Origin of the sequence: Bradyrhizobium sp. STM 3843, assembly GCF_000239815.1 — a bacterium.
Taxonomy (GTDB): domain Bacteria; phylum Pseudomonadota; class Alphaproteobacteria; order Rhizobiales; family Xanthobacteraceae; genus Bradyrhizobium.
Genome location: NZ_CAFK01000266.1, coordinates 1 through 4327, shown reverse-complemented (window position 1 = coordinate 4327; position 4327 = coordinate 1). Strand labels below are relative to the sequence as shown.

Here is a 4327-nt window from a genome sequence, read left to right as displayed (position 1 = left end):
GGCCCATGCCGCCGAAGATGGTGACACCGATATTGTAGCCGAGGCCCAGACCGGTCGCACGGCTCTCCGCGGGCAACAACTCGGCCATGAGGGCCGCAAGCGGTCCGTAGTAAAGCGCCTTGAAGGTCGCGACCGTGCAGACCGCGGCGATGATCACGGCCGGCGTCGGATAGTTGGTCAGAATGTAGAACGCCGGGTAGATCGTGATCAGCAGCAGCAGATTGATCGTGATCATGTGCGTAGTGCGGCCGATCCGGTCGGACACCGCACCCGCGATCGGCGTCAGCACCATGACCGCGATGCTGCCGACCAGCGAGGCGATGAAGCCGACGGACGCCGGCAGGTTCAGCGTCTTCACGACGTAGGTCGGCATATAGACGATCAGGTAGTTGATCGCGGTCGAGACCGCGAGCGCGCCGATGCCCAGCAGCACTGCAAGCTTCTGACGCAGGAAAACGTCCTTGACCGGCGAGCCATCCTTACCCGCGGGTGGCGCACCGGCATCCTCCATGTTGTTGCGGATATAAAGGCCGACCGGCCCGATCAGCACGCCGAAAAAGAATGGGATCCGCCAGCCCCAGCCCTGCAGGTCTGCCGGACTCATCGCCGAGGTCAAAAGCGCGCCGAAGCCGGCGCCAAGCACGGCGCTCAGGCCCTGGCTGGCAAACTGCCAGCTGGCGATGAAGCCGCGTCGCTCCGGCATGTGCTCGACCAAAAAGGCGGTCGAGCTGCCGAACTCGCCGCCGGCCGAAAAGCCCTGCACCAGGCGCGCGACGATGACGAGCAACGGCGCCAGCACGCCGATCGTCTGATAGGTCGGCATGAGGGCGACCGTCAGCGTGCCGAACGTCATCATTACGATCGAGATCAGGAGCGACGCCTTGCGGCCGTGTCGGTCGGCATAGGCCCCGAGCACGATGCCGCCGATCGGGCGGATCAGATAGGACAGACCGAAGGTGCCGAAGGTCAGCAGCAGCGACGTGGTGGCGTCGTTGCTCGGGAAGAACGCCTTCGAAATATAGACCGCGAAGAAGCCGTAGACGGCGATGTCGAACCATTCCAGTGCATTGCCGACGGAGGTCGCGATCACCTGCTTCGCGAAGCTCTTCTCGCGTGGGAGCTCTGATGTGACGGGCGCTGCAAGTGTCATCTGATATCCCTTATCGACGGCGTTCCGATCACAATGGCCTCTCGAGTTCGCCGAGGTCCCAGAACAGGCCGGCCATGATACCGAGCGCCTCTTCGGTCACATCGAGCAGAATGTGCTCGTCGGGCGCATGCTGGGAGCAGCCGGGGTAGGAATGCGGCAACCACATGGTCGGCATCTTCAGGACATCCGCGAACACGTCGTTCGGCAGCGAGCCGCCGAAATTGGGCAGCACTGCGGGCGCTTTGCCGCTCGTCATCTTGACCGAATCCGCCGCCCATTTGATCCAGGGGCTGTCGAGATCCGCGCGCGAGGCCATGAAGCTCTGCGTCGTTGAAACCTCGACCATCGGAAAGCCGTGCGCCGCCAGATGCGCGCGGATCACCTCCGCAATGTTGTCGACCTTGGTGCCGACCACGAAGCGCAGCTGCAGCACGGCACGGGCGCGGCCGGGGATCGCATTCGCAGGCTTCTCAATATTGCCGGATGAGATCGCGAGTACCTCCAGCGTATTCCAGGCATAGAGCCGCTCGGCCGGCGACAGGCCCTCCTCGCCCCAATTGTCCGACAGCTGTGGCTCATCCGCGGTCGGCTCGACCTTGACGTCGGCGAGCGCTGCGCGGATCGAATTGGTGAGCGGCGGCGGCTTCAAGGCGTCCAACTGGATGCGGCCCTGGCCGTCGACAACCGTGCTGATCGCATTGGCAAGGATGGTCGCGGGATTGGCCAGCACGCCACCCCAATTACCGGAGTGATTGCCGCCCTCGCGCAAATTGACGTCGAGATGGATGCGGATGCCGCCACGGCAGCCGAGGAAGATGGTCGGCCGTTCCGCCGACAGCCGCGGCCCATCGGAGCCGACGAACAGGTCGGCCTTCAATTCGTCGCGCAGGAGATCACAGACTTTGGCAAGATCAGGCGAGCCGGTCTCTTCGCCCATCTCGATGATGAACTTGGCATTGAAGCCGAGCTTGCCGCCACGGGTCTCCTTGACAGCGCGCAGCGCCGCGATGTTGATGCTGTGCTGGCCCTTGTTGTCGGCGGTGCCGCGGCCATAGGCGCGGTTGCCCACGGTCGTGATGGTCCAGGGATCAAGCCCGTCGCGCCATTCGCCGACCATGCCGTCGACGGTGTCGCCGTGGCCATAGCTCAAGACCGTCGGCGCGCTGTCGCTCTCGTGGTAGTCCGCGATCAGGAACGGCGACCGGCCGCTCGGCGAATCTACGATGCGCGAGGTGAAGCCGAGAGCGGCCAGCGACGGCGTCAGCTCATCCTTGAGATAGGCGTAGAGCTCGCCCTTGCGCTCGGCGTTGAGGCTCTCGGTCCGATACGCCACCCGGCGATCGAGCTCGGCGATGAACTCGCCGGTTTTCAGATACTGGCGGGCAAGGGTGATTGCATCATTCCTAGTCATGGCGCTTTTCCGGTCACGATTGACGGCGCGTCTTATCGGGATCGCAGCAAGAGCGAAAGAGACTCGCAGTGGATTCTGTGGGGCTGAAGGCAGAATCCCGAATTTTGGAACTACCCGACTGGCGCCGGCGCAACTGCCGCCTCCGGCGTCCTCTGGCGGCTCCGTCTTTCCTGCACAGTCCCTGCACCCAGGAATCATCGTTGTGCCGTCTTCTCCGCTGTCATCACCCGCGAAAGCGGGTGATCCAGTATTCCAGAGACAGAAGTGCTTGAATCGAGAAGTCTCGGCGTACTGGATGCCCCGCATTCGCGGGGCATGACAGCGAATACGCATCATCCTCCTCGCGGCCCATGCCGCCTCCGAGCTTGGCACGACGAGCAATTCGGAGAGGCCTCCCACGCACGAACTGGCCGACGGGCGCTCGAACAGGACATCCCACCCCGGCCTTGCCAGCCTCAGGAGAATGCGCAACGCTTGCTGCCAGGGCTCGCGGCAGATCGGGCTCAACGGGGAGGACAACTATGAGACCGATGAAGACGCTGCTTCACGCCTGCGCCTTCGGCGTCGTGTTCGCCGGCGCGGCGCTGGCGCTGACCGGCGAGCGGATGACCGAGATTCCGCTGGACAAGATGACGCCGGCGCAACGGACCGTTGCCGAGGCCATCATGTCCGGCCCGCGCAAGAGCCTGAGCGGGCCGTTCAACGCCTGGCTGCGCAGCCCGGAGCTCGCCGACCGGCTGCAGAAGGTCGGCGAATATCTTCGCTTCAACACCTCGCTCGACAAGCGGCTCAACGAGATGGCGATCATCATGACCGCGCAGCATTGGGGCGCGCAATATGAGTGGTTCGCGCATGCGCCACTGGCGCTGAAGGCCGGCCTTGATCCCTCGATCGTGGCGGCGATCGGCGCCGGGCGAAAGCCCGACAAGATGAAAGACGACGAGGCGATCATCTGGGAGTTCACCACCCAGCTTCGGCGCGAGCACGGCGTCGACGATGCGATCTACAGCCGCGCGGTCAACGCCTTCGGCGAGCAGGGTGTCATGGACCTGATCGCGGTCAACGGCTACTACGACCTGGTGTCGATGACGCTCAACGTCGCGCATGTCATGCCGCCCACAGGCGAGGAGATGCCGTTCAAGCAGGCGGGGCGATAGCGTCGCCGCCTCTCGTCCCCTCATGGCGAGGAGCACCGCGACGAAGCGATCCGGGACCGTGCGCGCTCTGGATCGCTTCAGAAGGGATCAGAACATCCCCTCCCGCTCCCGCGGCTTCTTCCGTTGCGCGCGCTGCCAGACCACGCCGGGATAGCCCTTCAACGGTACGAGCGGCGCGCCGGTATAGGCCCAGTCCGGCGCTTCCTCGATGGCGACGTGATAGAGCGGCTCGCGGCCGGTGCGCGCGACGAACAGCGCACGCGGGATGTTGACCATATGCGGCGAGCGCGCGCTCTCATAGAACAGCGGCGAGCCGCAATGGCTGCAGAAGCTGCGCACCGTCTTCGTGGCGTCGTCCTCGTAGCGTGAGATCGCGTCGTCGCCCGCGGTAATGCGGAAGCGCTTGCGCCAGCTGCCGACGTAGGTCGCGTAGGCCGCGCCATGCGCGCGGCGGCTGGCGGTCGAGTGATCATGCCAGGCCCATCGCGCCGGCACGTCGATCTCGAATACGACACGGCCGCACAGACAGTGGCCGGAGGCTGTTCCGGCGGGAGGGGATTTGGGCATGGGCACGCTCCATCGGATGTCATTCCGGGATGGTCCGAAGGA

General features: G+C 64.7%; 4 protein-coding genes. 1 reads left to right on the top strand and 3 read right to left on the bottom strand.

The window, feature by feature from the left end:
• Window positions 1-1150: MFS transporter (locus tag BRAS3843_RS27440; protein ID WP_035982960.1), on the bottom strand; the 1150-nt coding region annotated here is incomplete at its 3' end.
• Between the two features lie 28 nt (window positions 1151-1178).
• Entirely contained in the window at window positions 1179-2561 is a 1383-nt protein-coding gene (locus tag BRAS3843_RS27435; RefSeq protein WP_008972386.1) for a M20 family metallopeptidase, read from the bottom strand.
• 521 nt (window positions 2562-3082) lie between these two features.
• Between BRAS3843_RS27435 and BRAS3843_RS27430 the strand changes: the two genes are divergently transcribed.
• Window positions 3083-3718, top strand: a complete 636-nt coding sequence (locus BRAS3843_RS27430) for a carboxymuconolactone decarboxylase family protein (RefSeq protein ID WP_008972385.1) — start codon at window positions 3083-3085, stop codon at window positions 3716-3718.
• Window positions 3719-3805: 87 nt separating this feature from the next.
• Here the strand turns inward: BRAS3843_RS27430 and BRAS3843_RS27425 are convergent, their stop codons facing one another.
• On the bottom strand, window positions 3806-4285 hold the full coding sequence (locus BRAS3843_RS27425; protein WP_008972384.1) for a GFA family protein: 480 nt from the start codon (window positions 4283-4285) through the stop codon (window positions 3806-3808).
• Window positions 4286-4327: the final 42 nt, after the last annotated feature.